This is a genomic window from Ruegeria sp. HKCCA4812 (assembly GCF_013034245.1).
GTDB lineage: Bacteria > Pseudomonadota > Alphaproteobacteria > Rhodobacterales > Rhodobacteraceae > Ruegeria.
This window is the reverse complement of sequence record NZ_WQFQ01000005.1, coordinates 36,692-58,955: the sequence shown is the minus strand read 5'-3', so window position 1 is coordinate 58,955 and position 22,264 is coordinate 36,692. Positions and strand designations below refer to the sequence as shown.

Below are 22,264 nucleotides of genomic sequence, written 5' to 3'. Positions count from 1 at the left end.
TTCAATCGCTCGCTCGCAATATGCGCGCCGGACGCACCGCAAGTGGACGCAGGGCAAATGCCAGCCCAGCACATAACGTGACGCCTATCCCGGCCAGTACGATGCCGAAGGCCGATGACCAGATGACCGTGAACTCTGTGTCAAAGATGTAGGTGGCAACCGCCCAGCCGCCCAGAATGCCAACGAACAGCGCGACGTATCCCGCAGCGGCCCCAAGCAGAACAGATCGCAGGCCAAAGCTGCGCAGGATACTGCCACGATCTGCACCCAATGTCCTGAGGATCGCTGCTTCGTATCTGCGGGCAGGTTCGCCCGCCGCCGCTGCGCCGATCAGAACCAAAAATCCGGTCAGTAGCGATACTCCTGCACCGTACGAGGTCGCTGCGGCGATGCCTGCCAGCAGGCCCGAGACACGATCAATGGCGTCGCGCACCCGGATGGCCGTGATATTGGGGAACTGGCCCGCAAGATCCCGCAGGATGGCCGCCTCGGCCTGTTCTTCGGCATAGACCGTCGCGATAAAGCTGTGCGGCGCACCGGCCAGCGCAGAGGGGTTCATCGACATGACAAAGCCCATTCCCGCGGTAGAGAAATCCACCTCGCGCAGGGACGTCAGTTCTGCCGTGATGTCACGCCCCAGGATATTGACGGTCAGTTGGTCGCCCAAGTTCAGGCCCATCTCTTCGGCTTCTTCGGCGGCAAAGCTGACCTGCGGCGCGCCTGCGTAATTTTCGTCCCACCATTCCCCTGCGGTCAGGCGTGTGTTCGGCGGCGGTTGAACCGAATAGGTCACGCCGCGATCCCCTTCCAGCACCCAGTGATCTCCGGCCACCTCCCGAGCGGGCCGGCCGTTGATCTGCGTGATGATCCCGCGCAACATCGGCGCGCTTTCAATGCGGCTGACCGCGGGGTCGCTTTGCAGGCGTTCGGTGAAGCCGGGCATTTGATCTTTCTGGATGTCCACAAAGAAGTACGACGGCGCAACATCCGGCAGGTTGCCCGAAATGGCGTTGCGCAGGGTCCCGTCGATCTGCCCGACCGCAGCCAGCACCGACAGGCCCAGCCCCAGTGACAGAACCACAGATCCTGCACCTTCGCGTGGGTCCGAGATTGCCGACAACGCCCATCTGACTGTGGGTCGCCCGCGGGCCAACGAAGTCCCAGCCCGGGCCAGTTTGCGAATGGCATAAGCGGCGAGGGCCAACAGCGCCAGTGCACCGACAAGCCCGCCGCCGGTCCAGACAGTAAGCCGCGTCGAGCCGCTGAACCATGATGCCAGGGCGATCAGCAACAACAGCCCGGCACCGGTTGCCACGACGTAAATCAGACGTGGAAAGGGGCGGGCCGAGCTCAGCGCGTCGCGAAACAACGTCGCGGCGCGCACATCTTCGGTGCGGGCCAATGGCCAAAGGGTGAACAGGAACGCTGTGAGCAGACCGTATATTGCTGCCTCGATCAGCGGCTGTGGATAAAGGGAAAACACTGCTGGAACCGGCAATTGGCTTTCCAGCAGCGGGGCCAGAACAAGCGGCGCCAATCCACCCAGCGTCAGGCCGATCGCGATCCCCAAGACGGACAGAACGCCAATTTGAATCATGTAGGTTTGAAAAATGGTGGCGCGATCGGCCCCCAAGGTACGCAGAGTCGCAACCGTTTCTGTCTTCTGCGCCAGATAAGCACGCACGGCGGCAGAAACGCCGATGCCTCCGACGGCAAGCCCGGACAGCCCGACAAGGACAAGAAATGCACTCAGGCGATTGACGAACTCGGATATCCCGGGGGCACCGTTGCGTGCATCCGTCCAGCGCATTCCCGTGCCTTCGAATGCCGCGTCAGCCCTTGCGGATACATCCGAAAGATCTGCGTTCCGGGGCAGGATCATCCTGTACTTTGTTGAAAACAGTGTTCCGGGTTCCAGCAGACCGGACGCCTGCAATGCCTCGGTTCGCACCAGAGTGCGCGGCCCAAGGCCAAACCCATCCGCCGCGCTGTCGGGCTCGTCCAGCAAGGCAGCCGTCAGGATGAGCTCTTGCGTCCCAAGTGAAAACCGATCACCGACGGACAACCCAAGCCGGTCCATCAGCACAGGTTCCATCACGGCCCCAGGCAAGCCGAAACTGCCGTTCAGGGCGTCTTCCAGCGGGATCTGGGGTTCCAGCCGTACCGAGCCGACAAGTGGGTACGCGTTGTCGACCGACTTGACCTGAGTCAGCGCTCGTTCCGGACCTGTCGCGCCGGGCACAACGGCCATCGAGCGGAAATCGACAACCTCGGACATCTGGACGGATGTCTGTTGCATCCAGGCGCGCTCTGCCTCATCGGCAAAACGATAGGTGAATTCAAGTTCGGCATCGCCCCCCAGCAGCGAGGCCCCTTCTTGCGCAAGCCCAGCCTGTATGGCCTGCCGCACCGACCCGACGGCCGCGATGGCTGCGACCCCCAACGCCAAACAGGCCAGAAAGATCCGAAAACCGCTCAGGCCTCCGCGTAGCTCGCGGCGGGCGAGCCGCCCGGCCATCCGCAGGCTCATTCCGCGGCCTCCTGCCGGGTCTCTTCGGCGATCCTGCCGTCACGCAACCGAACGACCCGATCACATCTTTCGGCCAATGAATGGCTGTGTGTCACCAGAACCAGGGTTGCATCATATTTCCGGCGCAGACCAAACAGTAAATCAACAATTGCGGCCCCGTTGGTTTCGTCCAGGTTCCCGGTCGGTTCATCAGCCAACAGGATTTGGGGACGTGGTGCAGATGCTCGCGCCAAGGCAACACGTTGTTGTTCTCCGCCCGACAGTTGCGCCGGGTAATGATCGCGACGGTGCGACAGGCCAACGGCGTCCAGCTCTTGCTCGGCCCGGTCGAACGCATCCTTGTGCCCTGCCAGTTCCAGTGGGGTTGCCACGTTTTCAAGCGCGGTCATTGTCGGGATCAGATGGAAGTTCTGAAACACCACCCCCATACTGTCGCGCCGAAACCGGGCCAGAGCGTCCTCATCCATGTCGGTCAGGTCCTGACCCAGCGCCATGATTTGACCGTGCGTCGCCTGTTCCAACCCCGCCATCAACATCAGCAGCGAAGACTTGCCCGAGCCAGAAGGCCCGATTAGCCCCAGCGTCTCGCCCTTGTTCACAGTCAACGTAATGTCATGCAGAATATCGACCCGCCCGGCATTGCCATCCAGGGACAAAGCGGCATCTTGGAGGGCGAGAACAGCAGTCGTCATGGGTCTACCCGAAAAAGGAGCGGTCTTTTGGGATATGGAGCGATCACCACGTTGCGCAAGGCTTTGATGGCAGGCCTTTTCACGTGGTGCGGTTTTGCGGTCACAGCCGAACAAGTGGTGATTGCGGCTTTGGGGGACTCGCTGACTCAGGGCTATGGGCTGGTGGAGGAAAGCGGGTTTGTTCCGCAGCTTGAACGCTGGTTGCAGACGCAGGGCGCGGATGTCCGCATCATCAACGCAGGTGTTTCGGGTGACACGACGGCGGGCGGGGCCGCACGTGTGGACTGGACCCTGACACCGGATGTGGATGGCATGATCGTTGCCCTTGGCGGCAACGACCTGCTGCGGGGGATCGACCCTGCCGTATCAAAGGCCAACCTGCGCAGGATCCTTGACGTGGCGCGGGGCGTGAATGTACCGGTTCTGCTGATCGGTATGCAGGCGCCGGGTAACTACGGGGCCGATTACAAGCAAGCTTTCGACGGAATGTACCCAGACTTGGCGAAGGAGTTCGACGTCCTCTTCGCCGCCAGTTTCTTCGAAGGGCTTGCGGCCGAGGGCGACCCCGGTGCGGTATCGCAGTTCATGCAGCCGGACGGAATTCATCCAAACGCGGATGGGGTGGCAAAGATCGTTGAATCACTGGGGCCGTCCGTTCTGAAGCTGGTTGATCAGGCGGGTCGAGCGGAATAGGCGCCCATCCATGGGCACCTAGACGACCGTGACAACTGTTCCGATCGGGACCCGGTTGTACAAATCGATCACATGCTCGTTCAGCATTCGTATGCACCCGTTGGACACCGCCCGGCCAATGGTCTGCGGCTGCGTCGTGCCGTGGATGCGGAAATAGGTATCGACACCGTTCTGGAACAGATACAGCGCGCGCGCGCCCAGCGGGTTATCTCCGCCGCCGGGTTGGACATAGTCGTTGTCCTTGAATTTGGAGTAAGCGACGGGATCACGTTCGATCATCTCATCGGTCGGGCGCCAGGTCGGCCATTCCTTTTTCACATCGATGGTGGCCGTGCCGGTAAACTCCAACCCCGCTTTTCCGACGCCGCATCCATAGCGGATCGCCTTGCGAGGTTCCGTGACGAAGTAAAGATAGAACGACCGGGGCGCGACCAGCAGCTGACCTGGTACAAACTGTTTCTTGATGCGCACGAATTGCGGCGTTGGATCATACTCGACCGCTTTTTTGGCGCTGGCGATGCCCGGCAACATGCTTGCTGCTGTTCCGGCCAGAAAAATACGGCGTGTAAACATCGAAACCCTCGTCGAATGACCAAAGAAACTGAAACCAATTTCATCATGATACGATATTTGGTCAATTCTAGGGCAGACATCACGTGGACGTGATGTGTCCTGCCTGCCACCCGAGGTGGTGGCGGGAAAGGGGCGAGGGGGATCCCCTCACCCGAAATCAAGCTCAGGCCAGCTGGATGCTGTCGGCGCTTTCGCGGCCGTCACGACCGGCGCGCAGCTCGTACGTGACTTTCTGGTTGTCGGCCAGACCGGTCAGGCCCGAACGTTCGACAGCCGAGATGTGTACGAATACATCTTTGCCGCCCTCTTCCGGTGCGATGAAGCCGAAGCCTTTGGTGGTGTTGAACCATTTTACGGTGCCTGCTGGCATATCCGTGTCTCCTGTTTGAGTGCTGCCCACGGAGTTGCGGCAGCCTGGCGTCGTCGGTCTGTATCGATAGACTGACTGCCGATGAAGGAGACAGTAGGTCGAATAGAAAAACGTAAGCACTTTGCATATGGCATCGGGGCGGGGGTGTGACAAGGGATTTTGTTTGATTTCTACAAAGGCATGAGGGATTTCCGCCGTGTCCACAGGCCCGGGGAGGCTAGTTTTCTTTCACGGTGCCGCAGCCTTGCCTAGCATCCACGAACAAGTTGAACGGTCAATCCTCGTTATCACTGATGTCGTGCAGAGTGGTGTTCATGTCACCAGATGGTCACCGCCTTTTTCACTGCAATGCAGGGCGCGATGCGGGTTGCGTCAATCGCGATCGCTTTCCCGTTCAGGCGTGGGCGATCAAGCCAGTCACGATCGGGATGAAGGCACCTTAGTCGCGCCTGCGTTTGCACCGGTTGAATACCGGTTTGTGACGCGCGCATTCTTTGCCAACATCACGCCTGAGAAAGTCGTCGCGATGGATGGAGACTATCCCGCGCCACACGCCTGACGTTGATGCAAGGCATGCGCTGCGATTTCAGAGACGAAAATGCCGGGCATGCCCGTTACCCATAAAGTGCGTGGGCCTCGGCAAAGGACAACAGACGACGGTTCTTCTCATCCCACAGGTGAAGCCGCGCATTGGCGAGGCTTTCCCGGATGGTCATCCGGTTGCTGTTTGCCAGTTCTTCATGATCACGCAGCACTTCGGTCAGACGGTAGAACGGAATGCGGCTGTAGAGGTGGTGTACATGGTGGATGCCGATATTGGCACTGAACCACTGCAACACCGAGGGCAGGATATAGTGCGAACTTCCGTGCGGCGCCGCTTCATGCAGTTGCCAGTCTGCATCGGCGTCCCAATGCGTGTTCTCGAACTGGTGTTGTACATAAAACAGCCAAACTCCGGCCGTTGCGGCAATCAGAGTCGACGGCAGGAAGATCAGCAACATCGGCATCAGCCCGCCAAAATAGTAGATGGCCACAAGGGCAACCAGAATCGCAAGATTGGTCGCCATCGCGCTGACCCAGAACCTGACGCTGTCTGTCAGACCCAGCGGAAGGCGGTTTTGAAACAGAAACAGATAGCCAGGGCCAAGCACGAACAGAGTAATCGGGTTCCGGTACACGCGGTACCAGAACCTGTTCAGTGGTGTTTTGGCGCGGTATTCAGCCACGGTCAGGGTGTGGACATCGCCCATCCCGCGCTTGTCCAGGTTGCCGGAACTGTTGTGATGCGTAGAATGCGTGCGCCGCCAGACATCATATGGTGTCAGTGTCAGAACTCCGATGCCGCGCCCGATCCAGTCGCTGACGGCCCGGTTTTTGAAGAATGCGCCGTGCCCGCAATCATGCTGGATGGCAAACAACCGCAACAGAAAGGCCGCATTGAGGGCGGAAATCACAAAGGCCAGCCAATAGCTGACTGAAAGTGACATCCAGGACAATGCCCACAGTCCGAAAAAGGGGACAATGCTTACGCCCAGCTCAAAAGCGCTGCGCATTTGGTCCGGTTCGCGATATTTGGCAAGCGTTGTTACCCAGTCACGTGCGGCGGTGGTCTCCGGCTTGTCGCGGAGCGAGAGAGAGGGTTCAGTCATACGCCTGCCAGTCTAGTGTTTGTAGGCCACCGGATAGACGACCACCCCGACATAGCAAGCGGTTTTTCTTAAAGGCGCTGCATTTCACGGTCACTTTTCGGTCAAAGGCCGGCAGAGGTGCCCTTTGCGTAACACTGGGCTCAAGACCTCATGCCGGCGTCCCGGGGCGCAGGGCAATCTACAGGCTTGTCAAGTGCGGTTATCGGGCCTATACGCCTGCGGTGGCTTTCCGCCACGAGAATCAAAAACCAAGAAATGCCGTGTTTGGCCCATCACGCTTCGGGGTCATATCCGGCTTAGGAGAAGCGACATGAAACTGAACGAACTGCGCGACAATCCAGGCGCCAGCCCGAAACGCACCCGCGTCGGCCGTGGTCCGGGTTCCGGCAAAGGTAAAATGGGTGGCCGTGGTATCAAAGGCCAGAAATCCCGTTCGGGTGTGGCCATCAATGGCTACGAAGGCGGCCAGATGCCATTGTACCAGCGTCTGCCCAAGCGCGGCTTCAACAAGCCGAACCGCAAGGAATTCGCCGTTATCAATCTGGGTCTGATCCAGAAATTCGTCGACGCCGGCAAGCTGGACGCTTCGGCTGCGATCACCGAAGACGCTCTGGTTGCGTCCGGTCTGGTGCGCCGCAAGCTGGACGGTATCCGCGTTCTGGCCAAAGGCGAAATCAGCGCCAAGGTGAACCTGGAAGTGACCGGTGCTTCGAAATCTGCCGTCGAGGCAGTCGAGAAAGCGGGCGGTTCACTGAAGGTCACAAAAGCTGCTGCGGCAGAGTAATCGCTTGTGAGCGGGCAAAGACCCGCTTACATAGACCTCAGAGTTTTCCAAGACGCCGTCCGAGCCGGAAAACGGTTTCGGGCGGCGTTTGCATAAGAGAGACCGATTTATGGTATCAGCAGCAGAACAAATGGCAGCCAACACAAGCTGGGCTGCTTTGGGCAAGGCCACCGATCTGCGCAACCGCATCCTGTTCACGCTGGGTTTGCTGATCGTCTATCGTCTGGGCACCTTTATTCCGGTACCGGGGATTGACGGAGCAGCTTTGCGCGAATTCATGGAGCAGGCGGGGCAGGGCATCGGCGGCATGATTTCGATGTTCACCGGCGGGGCGCTGGGGCGGATGGGTATCTTTGCCCTCGGCATCATGCCTTACATTTCGGCCTCGATCATCGTTCAGCTTCTGACATCCATGGTTCCCGCGCTCGAACAGCTCAAGAAAGAGGGCGAGCAGGGGCGCAAGAAGATCAACCAGTATACCCGGTTCGGCACCGTGGCTCTGGCCACCGTTCAGGCTTATGGTCTGGCCGTTTCGCTGGAATCGGGCGATCTGGCGACTGATCCGGGGCTCTATTTCCGCATGTCGACCATGATCACGCTGGTTGGCGGCACAATGTTTCTGATGTGGCTGGGTGAACAGATCACTGCACGCGGGATCGGCAACGGTATCTCTTTGATCATCTTCGTCGGCATCATTGCCGAAGTTCCGGCTGCTCTGGCGCAGTTCTTTGCAAGCGGCCGCAGCGGTGCAATCAGCCCCGCCGTGATCGTTGGCGTGATCGTCATGGTCATCGCGGTCATCACCTTTGTGGTGTTCATGGAGCGCGCCCTGCGCAAGATCCACATTCAGTACCCGCGTCGTCAGGCCGGTATGAAAGTCTACGAAGGCGGCTCAAGCCACTTGCCGGTCAAGGTCAACCCTGCGGGTGTTATTCCGGCGATCTTCGCCAGCTCGCTGCTGCTGCTGCCGGTCACGATCTCGACCTTCTCGTCCGGTGCTGCCAACGGGCCGGTCATGTCGTGGCTGTTGGCCAATTTCGGCCCCGGACAGCCGCTTTACCTGCTGTTCTTTGCCTCGATGATCGTGTTCTTCGCCTATTTCTATACGTTCAACGTGTCGTTCAAACCGGATGATGTGGCGGACAACCTGAAAAAGCAGAACGGTTTTGTGCCCGGCATCCGGCCCGGCAAGAAAACCGCCGAGTATCTGGAATACGTGGTCAACCGCGTGCTGGTTCTGGGTTCGGCCTATCTGGCGGCGGTCTGTCTTCTGCCCGAAATTCTGCGGGGCCAGTTTGCCATTCCGTTCTATTTCGGTGGCACCTCGGTTCTGATTATCGTCTCTGTGACTATGGACACGATCCAGCAGGTCCAGAGCCACCTGTTGGCGCATCAATACGAAGGGCTTATCGAAAAGTCCCAGCTGCGCGGCAAAGGCAAGAAACGTGGCAGAAAGGGAGCTGCTCGTCGATGAACATCATTCTTCTGGGCCCCCCGGGGGCAGGCAAGGGAACGCAGGCGCGTCACCTGGTAGAGACCCGCGGGATGGTGCAGCTCAGCACCGGGGATATGCTGCGCGAGGCCAAGACCAGCGGAACCGAAATGGGCCAGAAGGTTGCTGCGATCATGGACGCGGGCAAGCTGGTCACCGATGAGATCGTGATCGGCCTGATTGAGGAAAAACTGACCACCGAAAAAGGCGCCGGTTTCATCTTTGACGGCTTCCCCCGCACTTTGGCGCAGGCCGACGCGCTGTCGGCTCTGCTTACCAAGCTGGGCCAGTCCCTGCACACCGTGATCGAGATGCGCGTGGATGACGATGCTCTGGTGGAGCGGATTACCGCACGGTCAACCTGCGGCGGATGCGGTGAGGTCTATAACGACAAGACCAAGCCGATCCCGGCTGACGGCAAGTGCACCAACTGCGGCAAGGAAAATGACTTCGTTCGTCGCGCCGACGATAACGAAGACAGTCTGCGCACGCGGTTGATGGAGTACTACAAGAAGACCTCTCCGCTGATCGGCTATTACTACGCCAAGGGCGATCTGCGCCCCGTGAACGGGCTGGCGGACATCAAGGAAGTCACAGCGTCGATCGAGGCCATTCTCGGCTGATTTCAATATGGGCTTGACGGCACCGCCAAAAGCCCATATCGACCCCCATCCCTAAAGGGAATCAAGACCGCGTGCGGGATTCGTCCCAACCGCCCCGACCACCTCGAATAATGCTGAACCCTCTGGCCACACTGCCACGGTAAAGCGTTGTGAAAAAAGGTTCTGGAGTTACGGAACCGCAACGAAAAGGAAAGTGACACGTGGCACGTATTGCCGGCGTAAACATCCCGACTGCAAAGCGGGTACCTATCGCCCTCACATATATCACCGGTATCGGAAACACCTCGGCCAAAGCGATCTGCGAAGCCGTGGGCATTGAAGCGCACCGTCGCGTCAACGAACTGTCCGACGCCGAAGTTCTGGCCATCCGCGAGCACATCGACGCAAATTTCACCGTTGAAGGTGACCTGCGTCGTGAAGTTCAGATGAACGTCAAGCGCCTGATGGACCTGGGCTGCTATCGCGGTCTGCGTCACCGCCGCAACCTGCCGGTTCGCGGTCAGCGTACCCACACCAACGCTCGTACCCGCAAAGGCCCCGCAAAGGCCATCGCTGGTAAGAAGAAATAAGGGAGGGTCTGACCGATGGCACGTGACAAGACTCGCGTTAAGCGCAAAGAGCGTAAGAACATCGCATCGGGCGTTGCCCATGTGAATTCGACCTTCAACAACACCAAGATCCTGATCTCGGACGTACAGGGCAACGCCATCTCGTGGTCGTCTGCCGGTACCATGGGCTTCAAGGGATCGCGGAAATCGACCCCCTACGCCGCTCAGATGGCTGCGGAAGACGCAGGCAAGAAGGCGCAGGAACATGGCGTCAAGACGCTGGAAGTCGAAGTTCAGGGCCCCGGTTCGGGCCGTGAATCGGCACTGCGCGCGCTGGCTGCCGTGGGCTTCAACATCACGTCGATCCGCGACGTGACACCGATTGCTCACAACGGCTGCCGCCCGCCGAAACGTCGTCGCGTCTAAGCGATTTTGAATTGAGCTGGGGCTGTGTTTCTGCACGGCCCCAGCACGTCATTTTGAACCTCGGGCGTCTGCACCTTGTTGGTCATGGGGCGCGGACAGGAATGGAGGGATTACATGATCCACAAGAATTGGGCAGAATTGATCAAGCCGACCCAGCTGGAAGCCAAGCCGGGCAATGATCCTGCACGTCAGGCCACCCTGGTTGCCGAACCGCTGGAGCGTGGCTTTGGTCTGACCTTGGGCAACGCCCTGCGCCGCGTCCTGATGAGCTCGCTGCAAGGGGCGGCCATCACCAGCGTCCAGATCGACAACGTCCTGCACGAGTTTTCGAGCGTGGCAGGCGTTCGTGAAGACGTCACCGACATCATCCTGAACCTCAAGCAGGTTGCCCTGCGCATGGAAGTCGAAGGCCCCAAGCGCCTGTCGATCAATGCCAAGGGCCCCGCGGTCGTCACTGCGGGTGACATCAGCGAAAGCGCCGGCATCGAGGTTTTGAACCGTGATCACGTCATCTGCCACCTCGACGATGGCGCTGACCTGTTCATGGAACTGACCGTCAACACCGGCAAGGGCTATGTCTCGGCCGAGAAGAACAAGCCCGAAGACGCGCCTATCGGCCTGATCCCGATTGATGCGATCTATTCGCCGGTCAAAAAGGTCGCCTATGACGTTCAGCCGACCCGTGAAGGTCAGGTTCTGGACTATGACAAACTGACCCTGAAGATCGAAACCGATGGTTCGATCACGCCGGAAGACGCACTGGCCTTTGCCGCTCGTATCCTTCAGGATCAGCTGTCGATCTTTGTTAACTTCGACGAGCCGGAATCGGCAAGCCGCCAGGACGAAGACGATGGTCTGGAGTTCAACCCGCTGCTGCTGAAGAAGGTGGACGAGCTGGAACTGTCGGTCCGTTCGGCAAACTGCCTGAAGAACGACAACATCGTCTATATCGGTGATCTGATCCAGAAGACCGAAGCCGAGATGCTGCGCACCCCGAACTTCGGCCGCAAGTCGCTGAACGAGATCAAGGAAGTGCTGTCCGGCATGGGCCTGCACCTGGGCATGGATGTCGAGGATTGGCCGCCGGACAACATCGAAGATCTGGCCAAGAAATTCGAAGACGCGTTCTAAGCGCGTCTTCCCCAATGCCCGGCCCGAAGTGGGAATATCCGGGGACCATATGGGCATTCCCGCCCCAAGGAGAGCCGGTGACACGCATCGCCGGCCAGACAAAGCAAAACGCAAAAGAAGGAACTAGAAAATGCGTCACGCACGTGGTTATCGCCGCCTGAACCGTACTCATGAGCACCGCAAGGCGCTGTTTGCGAACATGGCTGGCTCGCTCATCGAGCATGAGCAAATCAAAACAACTCTGCCCAAGGCAAAAGAACTGCGCCCGATCATCGAAAAGCTGGTCACTCTGGGCAAGCGCGGCGACCTGCACGCCCGTCGTCAGGCCGCAGCACAGCTGAAGGAAGACAAGGACGTCGCCAAGCTGTTCGAAGTTCTGGGCCCCCGCTACGCCGAGCGTCAGGGCGGTTATGTCCGCATCCTGAAGGCTGGCTTCCGCTATGGCGACATGGCCCCGATGGCGATCATCGAATTCGTTGACCGTGATCTGGACGCCAAAGGTGCGGCCGACAAAGCCCGCGTTGCCGCCGAAGAGGCAGCAGGCGAAGAATAAGATCTGACCCGAGGTCACGGTCGAACCTCCGTTCGGGAAACCGGACGGAGGTTTTTTCGTTATGGCATGTCCGACATGTTGCGGGGCATACCCGACCGCCGACTTGCAATTCAGATTTTGTGTCAGCATATCTGGGCCAATCGCAAAAAACGGAGCCACCATGATCCGCGTAATGCTGACCCTTGTTGCCTTGACCTGCGCGACGCAAGGAATGGCCGAAACGAAAGTTCCGCAGTCACAGGCCGAGATTTCGTTGGGATTTGCCCCGGTCGTGAAACAGGCATCGCCGGCGGTTGTGAACATCTATGCCAAGATCGTCCGGCAGGGCCGGGCAAGCCCGTTTTTCTCGGACCCGTTCTTTCAGGATTTCTTTGGCCGGGGGTTTGGCGAACCACGTCAGCGGGTTCAAAACTCGTTGGGTTCCGGGGTTATCCTGTCTGACGATGGGTATGTTGTTTCCAACTATCACGTGGTCGGGTCCGCGACCGAGATTCGGGTTGTCACCACGGATCGGCGCGAGTTCTCGGCCGAGGTTGTGCTGGGCCATGAGGAAAGCGATATCGCGATCCTGCGGCTGAAAGAGGCCGAAGACCTGCCCTATCTGACCCTTCGCGATTCCGATCAGGTCGAGGTTGGAGAGCTGGCCCTGGCCATCGGAAACCCGTTCGGGGTGGGGCAGACGGTGTCGTCCGGCATCATCTCGGGGCTGGCGCGCACGGGCACGGCAACCGGGAATGGCCGCGGGTATTTCATCCAGACGGATGCGGCAATCAACCCGGGCAACTCCGGTGGGGCGCTGATCGATGTGAATGGCCAGCTTATCGGGATCAATACCTCGATTCTGACCCGATCGGGTGGGTCAAACGGAATAGGCTTTGCCATCCCCGCCAATCTGGTCGCGCAATTCCTCAAGCAGGCACAGCAGGGAAACGAAACCTTCGTCAGCCCGTGGGCGGGAATGTCGGGTCAACACATGAGCGCGGATATCGCGGAATCCCTTGGTCTGGCCATCCCGTTGGGCGTTGTGATCTCTGATCTGCATGAGCTCAGCCCTTTGCGCGACGCAGGGTTCAGAGTGGGAGACGTGGTAACCCATGTGGACGGGGATGAGGTCAATTCGCCCGCCGAGATGAAGTTTCGGATGTCGGTCGCCGGAGTGGGCGGAACCTCGGTTCTGACCCGTCTGCGCGGCGACCAAAGTGAAGATGTTGAGGTGGCGCTTATCAAAGCCCCCGACGTTCCGGCCGCCGAAGAAACGACGTTGAATGACAGAACCGTTCTTCCGGGGTTGGTGGTGTCCCGGGTCAATCCCGCGGTGATCACCAGGATGGGATTGTCGCTGTCGCTGACCGGTGTCGTCGTGGTGGATCCCGGCCCGTATGGCGGAAGGGCGGGTTTGCGAACCGGTGATATTCTTGAAAGCATCAATGCCGATGAGATCCAGCGCCCTCGGGACGTTGAGACCGCGCTGACCGATCCGGGCCGTTACGTGCAGATAGGTCTGGTGCGCGGGGGGCGGTCCGTCTCTTTGCGGTTCCGGTTGTGACCTGTGAGTGATCTGTTCGATACCGGGGCGGCAGAACCTGCCGCTTCTCCTCACCGGCCTCTGGCTGACCGGTTGCGGCCTCGATCCCTGGCCGAGGTGATCGGGCAGGAGCAGGTGCTGGGCCCCGAGGCCCCTCTGGGTGTCATGCTGGCGGCAGGCAGTCTGTCCAGCCTGATCTTCTGGGGCCCTCCCGGAGTTGGAAAGACCACGATTGCACGGCTGTTGGCACAGGAAACCGATCTGCACTTCGTTCAGATCAGTGCGATCTTTACCGGTGTGCCGGATCTGAAGAAAGTCTTCGAGGCCGCGAAAATACGCCGCCAGAACGGGCAGGGCACCTTGTTGTTCGTGGACGAGATTCACCGCTTCAACAAGGCTCAGCAAGATGGGTTTCTGCCCCATATGGAAGACGGGACAATCCTGTTGGTCGGCGCAACCACCGAGAACCCGTCATTCGAGTTGAATGCCGCTGTGCTCAGCCGGTCGCAGGTGCTGGTGCTGGAACGGTTGAGCCTTGCCGATCTGGAGCGTCTGACCCAGCGGGCCGAGAAAGAGTTGAGCCGCGCGTTGCCATTGACGCCTGCCGCCCGCGATGCGTTGCAAGAGATGGCCGACGGCGACGGTCGGGCTTTGCTGAACCTGATCGAACAGGTTTCGGCGTGGAAGGTGGACGCGCCGCTGGCCCCCGACGCGCTGTCAACGCGTTTGATGCGGCGGGCTGCAAAATACGACAAATCCGGTGATGAGCATTACAACCTGATCTCGGCCCTGCACAAATCGGTGCGCGGATCTGACCCCGATGCGGCCTTGTATTGGTTCGCGCGCATGCTGACCGGGGGCGAAGATCCGCGTTATCTTGCGCGCAGGATCACACGCATGGCGGTCGAGGACATAGGCCTGGCCGATCCGCAGGCGCAGGCCATTTGTTTGCAATCGTGGGAAACCTACGAACGTCTGGGTTCACCCGAGGGCGAGTTGGCGCTTGCTCAAGCGCTGGTCTATCTTGCCCTGGCGCCAAAATCCAACGGCGCCTATGTCGGCTACAAGGCGGCAATGCGGCTGGCCAAGCAATCCGGCAGCGAGCCACCGCCCAAGCATATCCTGAACGCGCCGACCTCTTTGATGAAGGATCAGGGTTACGGCGCGGGCTATGCCTATGACCATGATGCCGAGGACGGGTTTTCCGGTCAGAACTACTTCCCCGAGACGATGAAACGCCCGGTTTTGTATCAGCCGGTCGAGCGCGGTTTCGAGCGTGAGCTAAAGAAACGCCTCGATTATTTTGCCAAGTTGCGGACACAGCGGAACAGCTAGTAACGCAGGGTCAGTCGTGGAGGTTCCGCTGCGTCACAGGCGACAGGATTGAAATTGAACGCTTCCCTTGGGTCAAAGCTTGCAGGGGAGGGCTTGATATGCCGATTTCAATCGACAAATCCGAAGATGTCTGGACCGTCATTCACGACAGGCCGGATGCGCGGAACGCCGTTGATACGGAACATGCCGAGGCTCTGGTCGAGGCATTTCTGAGTTTCGAGGCCAGTTCGGCCAAGGCTGCGGTATTCTGGGGCAAAGGTGGCAATTTCTGTGCAGGGTGGGATCTGAAACTTGCCGCATCGCTGGCCGATCCCGAACGGCGCGAGGCGTATTTCGACCAACATGGCTTTCCCATCGGTTCGGCCCCGTCAACGCTGGGGCCCATGGGGCCGTCGCGGCTGGAGCTTTCGAAACCTGTCATCGGCGCGATAGAAGGCGCGGCAGTGGCCGGAGGAATGGAGCTTGCCTTGTGGTGCGATATCCGGGTCATGGCGGAAACGGCTTACTTGGGTGTGTTTTGCCGCCGCTGGGGGATTACCCTGATGGATGGTGGTTCGGTCAGGTTGCCGCGTCTGGTGGGGCAGGGCAAAGCATTGGAGATTGCTCTGACCGGGCGCAAGGTCGAGGCGGAGGAGTGTTACAGGATTGGGCTGGCGGAAAAGGTCGTTCCGCATGGCGCAGCACGAAAGGCGGCTGAAGACATGGCACATGATATCGCCCGTTTCCCGCAAGAGGCCGTTCGGGCAGACCGCCGGTCGATCATCGAAACCCGTGGAATGCCGGTTCGTGACGCGCTGAAGGTTGAATGGGCCAACGGGTTGGATGCCATTCGCCGCGAAGGAACCGCTGGTGCGGCCCGTTTTCGGGATGGGGCAGGTCGGCACGGCGACTTCTCGAACATCTGAGATCCAGAGCCTGATACCTTGACTCTTGCCGCGTTGCGCGCGACAGACGCCCATGATTTCTGGGACACGGATAAACACGCAATCCGGGCGGATCACCCGCGCGGAAAAAGGGGTAATGGCATGAGTGGCGTGCAGATGATTACAGTCGCCGAAGGGGATGGGGACCAGCGCGTGGATCGCTGGCTGCGCCGCCTGTTTCCGCATGTCAGCCAGGGGCGCATTGAAAAGATGTGCCGCAAGGGAGAATTGCGTGTTGATGGTAGCCGTGCCAAGGCCTCGACCCGGTTGGAGGCAGGGCAGGTTGTTCGCGTGCCGCCTTTGCCGGACGCTGATCACAAACCGGCTGAGGTCAAGCATCACATCTCGGATGCGGATGCCAAGATGATCCAGTCCTGCGTGATCTACCGCGACGATCACATTCTGGCGCTGAACAAGCCGCATGGTCTGCCGGTGCAGGGCGGCAGCGGGCAGACAAGGCATGTTGACAGCCTGTCCGAAGCGCTGCGGTTCGGCTATGACGAGAACCCTCGGCTGGTTCATCGATTGGACAAGGACACCTCAGGTGTTCTGCTGCTGGCCCGCACGCGTGAGGCCGCCAAGGGTCTGACGGCCGCTTTCCGTCACCGCGATACGCGCAAGATCTACTGGGCGCTGGTTGCCGGTGTTCCAACGCCGTACCTAGGGGAGATCAAGACCGGCCTTGTCAAGGCGCCCGGTCATGGCAAGCACGGCGAGGGTGAAAAGATGATCCCCGTGCATATGAACGAAATTGAAAGCACTCCGGGCGCGAAACGCGCGCATACGCATTACGCAACACTCTATCGAGTTGCCGGCCGCGCCGCCTGGGTCGCGATGGAGCCGATCACTGGACGTACGCACCAATTGAGGGCGCATATGGCCGCAATCGGACATCCGATTATCGGCGACGGAAAATACGGTGGTTCGGGTCAGGAAAACCTTGGCGACGGATGGGGTGCGCAACTGGGTGGGATCATCAGCAAAAAGCTGCATCTGCACGCACGGCGGCTGTCCTTCCTGCATCCGGTGACGCGGAAACCAGTGACCGTGACGGCGCCCTTGCCCGAGCATATGAAGCATAGCTGGGACACGTTCGGATGGAGCGAGGATCTGGCGGCTGACGACCCGTTTGAGGCGCTGCAATGAGCGCACCCTTGCGGCTGGTCCTGTTCGACGTCGACGGCACTCTGGTCGACAGTCAGGGCAGCATCGTTCATTCCATGACCGCCAGCTTTCAGGCCGCTTCCGTGCCGGTTCCGACGCGAAAGGCGATCCTGTCCATTGTCGGCTTGTCGCTGCCGCATGCCATCGCACGGTTGGTGCCGGAACAGCCTCTTTCGGTCCAGAACGATCTGGTCGACGGGTATAAAGTGGCCTATCACGCCCATCGTCTTGAATTGGGCGCGGCAAGTTCGCCGCTGTACCCCGGTGCGCGCGAGGCGATTGAAGCGATGCATGCCATACCCGAAGTGCTTCTTGGCGTAGCAACCGGCAAGTCGCAGCGCGGGTTGGACGCATTGATCGAAGCCCACGGGCTGGAACCGTATTTCGTGACCCGGCAGGTCGCGGATCACCACCCGTCAAAGCCGCATCCGTCCATGGTGCAGACCGCATTGGCGGAAACCGGGGTCGATCCGGCCTGTGCAGTGATGATCGGCGACACGAGCTTTGACATGGATATGGCTGCGGCCGCCGGTGTTCGCGGCATCGGCGTCACCTGGGGCTATCATGACCGATCGGCTCTGACCGCAGCTTCTTGCATTATCGAAACCTTTGACCAGTTGCCCAATGCGCTGGCTGGGATGTGGGATTGAAAGATGAGTGACTGGAAACCGAAACGCTTCTGGAAGGACAGCACCGTTGTCGCGGTTGATGGCGGCTTCACCGTCGAACTGGATGGCCGCAGGGTCAAAACACCCGCCAAGGCAGACCTGATCCTGCCAACCCGCCCCATGGCCGAAGCGGTGGCAGGGGAATGGGACGCGCAGGAAAAAGAAGTTGATCCTGCCGTGATGCCGTTCACCCGTTCTGCAAATGCAGCGATTGACAAAGTCCGCATCCAGCACGGGGAAGTGGCCGACATGCTGGCCGATTACGGCGATTCCGATTTATTGTGTTATCGCGCAACCCACCCGCAGGAGTTGCAGGATCGTCAGAGCGCCGAATGGGACCCCGCCCTGGATTGGGCCGAGACCGCGCTGTCTGCCCGTCTGGTTCCGGTTGCGGGCGTCCTGCATCAACCGCAGCCGGAATCCGCCCTGGCGACATTGCGTTCTCGAGTGCACGGGCTGGATGCGTTCCAACTGGCCGCTTTTCACGATCTTGTCAGCTTGTCGGGGTCATTGATTCTTGGCTTTGCGGCCGCCATGAATTGGCGCAATCCGGACGAAATATGGCGCATTTCAAGATTGGATGAAACCTGGCAGATTGAACAATGGGGCCATGACGAAGAAGCCCATCAGGTTGCCGAGGCCAAGAAAGCAGCCTTTATGCATGCCAAACGCTTCTTTGAATTATCGGTTTGATCCTAAATTCCGGTTTTTTGAGCAAATCTGTAAACAGCTTGGGGCCTGATCCATCGATTTCGATGATCCGGCCCTTGACGTTTGTTTATGAATACGCCCAAACTCGGTGCCACTAAAGGGGAGACACCTTTGGGGTAACCTATCCGGCATCCACTTGCCGGGCAGAGCCGTCTCGGACGGGGCGGAAAATCAGGAAGAGGTAAAAATGAAAAAATCCGTAATCTTGGGCGCGGCAACGATTGCCGGTCTTGCTGCTGGCGCAGCCATGGCAGGGACCGTTGACGACGTTAAAGCACGCGGCAAGCTGAATTGTGGTGTGACCACCGGTCTGGTTGGTTTTGCTGCACCCGACGCAAATGGCGAATGGCAAGGCTTTGACGTATCGCTGTGCCGCGCTGTTGCTGCTGCCGTTCTGGGTGACGCCAACGCCGTTGAATTCGTTCCGACCACTGGTAAGACACGTTTTACCGCTCTGGCCTCGGGCGAGATCGACATGCTGGCAAGAAACACCACATGGACCTTCAGCCGCGACGTCGACCTGAAGTTCGAATTCACCGGTGTGAACTATTATGACGGTCAGGGCTTCATGGTTCCCAAGGCGCTGGGCGTCAGCTCGGCCAAGGAACTGGACGGCGCCCGTGTCTGCATCCAGACCGGCACCACCACCGAGCTGAACCTGGCCGATTTCTTCCGTGCCAACAACATCAGCTACGAGCCGGTTCCGATCGAAACCAACGCCGAAGCGCAGCAGCAGTACCTGGCTGGTGCATGTGACGTTTACACCACTGATGCATCGGGCCTCGCCGCAACCCGCGCCACCTTCGAAGCGCCGGACGAGCACATCCTGCTGCCCGAAATCATCTCGAAAGAGCCGCTGGGCCCGCTGGTCCGTCATGGCGACCACGAGTGGGGCGACGTTGTCCGCTGGACCCTGAACGCACTGATTTCGGCTGAAGAGCTGGGCGTGACCTCGGCAAATATCGACGAGCTGAGCGCCGGCACCGACAACCCGGAAATCAACCGCCTGCTGGGTACAGAAGGCACTCTGGGTGAAATGCTGGGTCTGGACGCCGACTGGGCGGCCAAAGCGATCAAAGCTGGCGGCAACTATGGTGAAATCTTTGCCAAGAACATCGGTGAAGAAACACCGATCGGCCTGGCGCGCGGCCTGAACGCACAGTGGACCGAAGGCGGCCTGCTGTACTCGCCGCCGTTCCGTTAAGGCATCAATGGAAGAGGGCGCGGGGCAACCTGCGCCCTCTTCTACAATAAATTGCTGCGGGCAGATGCAGAGCGGGGAAAACCTCGCCGAAATGAAACAGCTCGCAAGCCACGGGGATCCCAAAATATGTCGACTATGACTGACCCACCGAAAGCTGATTTTCGGTTGTCTATGCTCATAAACGATACCCGCTATCGCTCTCTTACATTTCAGGTGATTGCGGCCATCGTCATTGCGCTTTCCATCTGGTATCTGGGCAACAACCTGATCCAGAACCTCAGGGCCGCAGGGCTCAATATTTCCTATGCTTTCCTCGGCGATTCCGCCGGGTACGACATCAACCAGCGTCTTGTTGAATATGACAGTCAGTCATCGCATGCACGCGCGGCACTTGTCGGTTTGCTGAACACTTTGCTCGTGGCCTTCCTGGCCTGTATCACCGCAACGGTTTTCGGTGTGATCGCGGGTGTTTTAAGACTGTCGAACAACTGGCTCGTGTCGAAGCTGATGGCGGTATATGTCGAGATCTTCCGGAACATCCCGGTTCTGATCTGGATCATCATCATCTTCACGATCATGACGGCCGTGTTGCCGGCGCCCAGCGCGTTCCGGGGGGAAAACCCGACGTCTTCAATGCTGTTTGGGTCCTTTGCCTTTACCAATCGAGGTATTTATTTTCCCCGTCCCGAGTTCGCCAATGGCCTGTTTGCATCGACAGCCCTGAACTGGTTGCTGGTCATCGCCGTCCTGATCGGATCGTGGTTCGTCAGTGGCGAAGTCGAAAAACGCGCGACCAAGAAGCAGGAGGAAACCGGCGAGCGTCCCGCGACGCTGTTGCCGAAACTGGCAATCTGGCTGGTGCCTTTTGTGCTTTTGATGATCATCATGGGCCTGACCTGGGATGTCCCCGAGCTGAAGCGCTTTAACTTCAGCGGTGGACTGAATGCCGGTGGTCCACTGATTGCGCTGTGGTTTGCCCTTTCGATCTATACCGGTGCCTTTATCGCGGAAAACGTGCGTGCGGGCATTCAGGCGATCAGCAAAGGTCAGACCGAGGCGGCCGCCGCGTTGGGACTGCGTCAGGGACGGATCATGAAACTGGTCATCCTGCCCCAGGCATTGCGGGTCATCATCCCGCCGCTGATCTCGCAGTATCTGAATATCACCAAGAACTCGTCTCTCGCGATTGCCGTTGGCTATGCGGATATCACCGCAACACTGGGTGGTATTACCCTGAACCAGACCGGCCGGGCGATTGAATGCGTTCTGCTGCTGATGTTGTTCTACCTCACGGCCTCGCTGCTGATTTCGACGGGGATGAACATCTACAACGCTTCCGTCAAGCTGAAGGAGCGCTGAGCCATGAGTGATCAAGCAACAAACCCGATCGCCTTCGTGGCCGAAGGCACCATCCCGCCCTCACCGCCGCCGGCAAATGAGACCGGCGTCGTCAAATGGCTGCGCGAGAATCTGTTCTCAGGGGTCGTCAACTCGATCCTGACAGTTCTGTCGCTGATCCTGATCTACATTCTTCTCAAGAATACCTTGCCATGGATTCTGAACGGAGTGTGGAATGCCAACTCGCTCGCGGAATGCCGCGAGATTCTGGGGGACAAGACCGGAGCCTGTTTCGCGGTTCTGACGGAACGCTGGCCGCAGCTGATCTATGGGTTCAAGTACCCCGTCGATGCCTATTGGCGGCCGAACCTGGCCTTTGTGCTGATGCTGGTAGCGATTGCGCCGGTGCTTTTCTTTGACTTGCCTCGCAAGATGCTGTTGTTCACTGCGGTCTATCCCTTCCTGGCTTTCTGGCTGATCTGGGGTGGCACGATCCTCGTGCCTCTGGTTGCACTAGTTGGCTGCATAGCCGCCGGTGGTGTCTTCCAGAAGCTGGGCAACAACAACTTTGCGGCCGGGTTCTTCGGAGCAATTGTGACGGCACTGGTCATCTGGAACGTCGGAGGGGCCCTGATCCCGGAAGGCGCATCAGAGAATGCGTGGCTGACGGCCGTTCCCAGCCGTGATTTGGGCGGTTTCATGCTGAACATGATGCTGGGCGTAACCTGTGTGTCGCTGTCGGTACCACTTGGGATCGCACTGGCCTTGGGGCGACAGTCGAACATGCCGCTGATCAAGTGGGTTTGCGTCATCTTCATCGAATTCATCCGCGGCGTGCCTCTGATCACGCTGCTGTTCGTGGCTTCGGTGATGCTGGCCTATTTCTTCCCGCCTGACAGCACGGTCGACCTGTTCCTGCGCGTCGTGATCATGATCACCATGTTCTCGTCCGCCTATATCGCCGAGGTGATCCGCGGCGGTCTGGCAGCGCTTCCGCGCGGGCAGTACGAGGCCGCAGACAGTCTTGGGTTGGATTATCCGCAGGCGATGCGGCTTATCATCCTGCCGCAGGCGCTGAAGATCTCGATCCCCGGGATTGTGAACGTGGCCGTGGGCCTGTTCAAGGATACGACACTGGTTTCGGTCATTTCGATGTTCGATCTGGTGGGCATGATCCGGGGACCCATCCTGGCGTCGACCGAATGGAACGGCGTCTACTGGGAGCTTCTGGGCTTTGCCGCGCTTCTGTTCTTCGTCGTCTGCTACGGCATCTCTCAATATTCTCAGTGGCTCGAGCGTCGCCTTGCCACAGATCATCGTTAAGGAGTTCAA

At 59.2% G+C, this 22,264-nt stretch carries 22 protein-coding genes; 17 read left to right on the top strand and 5 right to left on the bottom strand.

All coding sequences use genetic code 11. The features are described from left to right. Position 1 precedes the first annotated feature (1 nt). Positions 2-2,530, bottom strand: a complete 2,529-nt coding sequence (locus GOW04_RS14810; protein WP_171233065.1) for an ABC transporter permease — start codon at positions 2,528-2,530, stop codon at positions 2-4. Then, positions 2,527-3,222, bottom strand: a complete 696-nt coding sequence (locus tag GOW04_RS14805) for an ABC transporter ATP-binding protein (protein ID WP_171233064.1) — start codon at positions 3,220-3,222, stop codon at positions 2,527-2,529. Before GOW04_RS14805 ends, GOW04_RS14810 begins: the two co-directional genes overlap by 4 nt. A 66-nt stretch (positions 3,223-3,288) precedes the next feature. Here GOW04_RS14805 and GOW04_RS14800 point away from each other — a divergent pair, with 66 nt between their 5' ends. Continuing rightward, the gene (locus GOW04_RS14800; protein WP_171233063.1) at positions 3,289-3,915 is read left to right on the top strand and encodes an arylesterase; all 627 of its coding nucleotides are present in this window, start codon (positions 3,289-3,291) and stop codon (positions 3,913-3,915) included. Between the two features lie 18 nt (positions 3,916-3,933). On the opposite strand, the gene GOW04_RS14795 is transcribed toward GOW04_RS14800, so the two are convergent. From GOW04_RS14795 to GOW04_RS14785, 3 genes are all read right to left on the bottom strand, one after another. Continuing rightward, a complete protein-coding gene (locus tag GOW04_RS14795; protein WP_171233062.1) occupies positions 3,934-4,488 on the bottom strand; it encodes a L,D-transpeptidase in 555 nt (184 codons plus the stop codon). A gap of 163 nt (positions 4,489-4,651) precedes the next feature. After that, a complete protein-coding gene (locus GOW04_RS14790) occupies positions 4,652-4,858 on the bottom strand; it encodes a cold-shock protein (RefSeq protein WP_152456904.1) in 207 nt (68 codons plus the stop codon). A gap of 614 nt (positions 4,859-5,472) precedes the next feature. Beyond that, positions 5,473-6,507: a fatty acid desaturase gene (locus GOW04_RS14785; RefSeq protein ID WP_171233061.1), complete on the bottom strand. Its 1,035-nt coding sequence runs from the start codon at positions 6,505-6,507 to the stop codon at positions 5,473-5,475. 310 nt (positions 6,508-6,817) lie between these two features. Here GOW04_RS14785 and rplO point away from each other — a divergent pair, with 310 nt between their 5' ends. The 16 genes from rplO (at position 6,818) to GOW04_RS14705 (ending at position 22,255) form a co-directional block, all read left to right on the top strand. Further along, positions 6,818-7,291, top strand: coding sequence for a 50S ribosomal protein L15 (rplO, locus tag GOW04_RS14780; RefSeq protein WP_152456906.1), 474 nt, complete (start codon positions 6,818-6,820; stop codon positions 7,289-7,291). 109 nt (positions 7,292-7,400) lie between these two features. Then, entirely contained in the window at positions 7,401-8,765 is a 1,365-nt protein-coding gene (secY, locus tag GOW04_RS14775; protein WP_152456907.1) for a preprotein translocase subunit SecY, read from the top strand. Next, positions 8,762-9,406 (top strand): adenylate kinase, encoded by a 645-nt coding sequence (locus GOW04_RS14770; RefSeq protein ID WP_152456908.1) that lies wholly within the window; start codon positions 8,762-8,764, stop codon positions 9,404-9,406. Before secY ends, GOW04_RS14770 begins: the two co-directional genes overlap by 4 nt. Positions 9,407-9,606: 200 nt before the next feature. Then, positions 9,607-9,975, top strand: coding sequence for a 30S ribosomal protein S13 (rpsM, locus tag GOW04_RS14765; RefSeq protein WP_008757392.1), 369 nt, complete (start codon positions 9,607-9,609; stop codon positions 9,973-9,975). Positions 9,976-9,990: 15 nt separating this feature from the next. Continuing rightward, positions 9,991-10,380, top strand: a complete 390-nt coding sequence (rpsK, locus tag GOW04_RS14760; RefSeq protein ID WP_008757289.1) for a 30S ribosomal protein S11 — start codon at positions 9,991-9,993, stop codon at positions 10,378-10,380. Between the two features lie 114 nt (positions 10,381-10,494). Then, on the top strand, positions 10,495-11,511 hold the full coding sequence (locus tag GOW04_RS14755; RefSeq protein WP_117870179.1) for a DNA-directed RNA polymerase subunit alpha: 1,017 nt from the start codon (positions 10,495-10,497) through the stop codon (positions 11,509-11,511). Between the two features lie 130 nt (positions 11,512-11,641). After that, positions 11,642-12,064: a 50S ribosomal protein L17 gene (gene rplQ / locus GOW04_RS14750; RefSeq protein ID WP_171233060.1), complete on the top strand. Its 423-nt coding sequence runs from the start codon at positions 11,642-11,644 to the stop codon at positions 12,062-12,064. Positions 12,065-12,224: 160 nt separating this feature from the next. Beyond that, positions 12,225-13,610, top strand: coding sequence for a trypsin-like peptidase domain-containing protein (locus tag GOW04_RS14745; RefSeq protein ID WP_152456910.1), 1,386 nt, complete (start codon positions 12,225-12,227; stop codon positions 13,608-13,610). Positions 13,611-13,613: 3 nt separating this feature from the next. After that, positions 13,614-14,924, top strand: coding sequence for a replication-associated recombination protein A (locus GOW04_RS14740; RefSeq protein WP_171233059.1), 1,311 nt, complete (start codon positions 13,614-13,616; stop codon positions 14,922-14,924). Positions 14,925-15,022: 98 nt separating this feature from the next. Next, on the top strand, positions 15,023-15,829 hold the full coding sequence (locus GOW04_RS14735) for a crotonase/enoyl-CoA hydratase family protein (RefSeq protein ID WP_171233058.1): 807 nt from the start codon (positions 15,023-15,025) through the stop codon (positions 15,827-15,829). A 120-nt stretch (positions 15,830-15,949) separates the two neighbouring features. Beyond that, positions 15,950-16,993, top strand: coding sequence for an RluA family pseudouridine synthase (locus GOW04_RS14730; protein ID WP_171233057.1), 1,044 nt, complete (start codon positions 15,950-15,952; stop codon positions 16,991-16,993). Beyond that, complete coding sequence (locus GOW04_RS14725; RefSeq protein WP_171233056.1) at positions 16,990-17,661, top strand: HAD-IA family hydrolase; 672 nt, start codon at positions 16,990-16,992, stop codon at positions 17,659-17,661. The genes GOW04_RS14730 and GOW04_RS14725 overlap by 4 nt, the downstream gene beginning before the upstream one ends. A gap of 3 nt (positions 17,662-17,664) precedes the next feature. Next, positions 17,665-18,372: an ATP12 family chaperone protein gene (locus GOW04_RS14720; protein ID WP_171171038.1), complete on the top strand. Its 708-nt coding sequence runs from the start codon at positions 17,665-17,667 to the stop codon at positions 18,370-18,372. A gap of 205 nt (positions 18,373-18,577) precedes the next feature. Beyond that, positions 18,578-19,594: an amino acid ABC transporter substrate-binding protein gene (locus GOW04_RS14715; RefSeq protein WP_152456916.1), complete on the top strand. Its 1,017-nt coding sequence runs from the start codon at positions 18,578-18,580 to the stop codon at positions 19,592-19,594. A gap of 126 nt (positions 19,595-19,720) precedes the next feature. Then, a complete protein-coding gene (locus GOW04_RS14710; RefSeq protein ID WP_152456917.1) occupies positions 19,721-20,953 on the top strand; it encodes an amino acid ABC transporter permease in 1,233 nt (410 codons plus the stop codon). Between the two features lie 3 nt (positions 20,954-20,956). Further along, the gene (locus GOW04_RS14705; protein WP_152456918.1) at positions 20,957-22,255 is read left to right on the top strand and encodes an amino acid ABC transporter permease; all 1,299 of its coding nucleotides are present in this window, start codon (positions 20,957-20,959) and stop codon (positions 22,253-22,255) included. Positions 22,256-22,264: the final 9 nt, after the last annotated feature.